This window comes from Pseudomonas sp. MWU12-2029, from assembly GCF_023242425.1.
Taxonomy (GTDB): domain Bacteria; phylum Pseudomonadota; class Gammaproteobacteria; order Pseudomonadales; family Pseudomonadaceae; genus Aquipseudomonas; species Aquipseudomonas kribbensis.
Window position 1 is genome coordinate 1 of sequence record NZ_JALJDY010000033.1, and the last position, 699, is coordinate 699.

Consider the following 699-nt stretch of genomic DNA (forward strand, 5'->3'; position numbering starts at 1 on the left):
GTACCGCAACGGTTTCCTGCACCGCCGTAGCCGGGGCGAGGCGGAGTGGACCTACCGGCGTAATGCCCAGGGTGATATCACCGAATCGGTCGATCCCGACGGCCATGTCACCCACTACCACTACGACCCGCAGGGGCGGCTGCTGTCGATCCGTTATCCGGACAGTGGCCGGCACGTGTTCGTGTGGAACGACCTCGGCCAGTTGGTCGAAGAAAGTCTGCCGGACGGCGGGGTTCGGAAGTTTTCCTACGACGTTTTGGGGCGACGGATTACTGCGCAGGACGAACACGGCGCGATCACTCGTCATGCGTGGGACGCCGTTGGCCGGCTGATCCAGATCACGCTTCCCACCGGAGCGACGCGGGCCTGGTCCTACAGCGCTTACGGCCAGATCACCGCCGAACGCGATGAGTTGGGGCGCATCACCCGCTACGAGTATGACGACGACCTGCACCTGGTCAGCCGCCGGATCAACCCCGACGGCACGCGGCTGCAGTATCGCTACGACCATGCGCAGCTGCTGCTCACGGAGATCGAGAACGAGTCCGGTGAAAAATACCTTCTGGACTACACGCCGACCGGACTGATCCGACAGGAAACCGGTTTTGATGGGCGGCGTACCGCGTACGCCTACGACCGCAACGGCCACCTGCTGGAGAAGACCGAGTACGGTGACGACGGCTCGACGCTGGTCACCGC

Annotated in this window: 1 pseudogene; it reads left to right on the forward strand. The window is 63.8% G+C overall.

Going from position 1 to position 699, the window contains the following annotated elements:
• Positions 1 to 699, forward strand: a pseudogene (locus tag M5B44_RS28790) (type IV secretion protein Rhs); the annotation flags it as partial.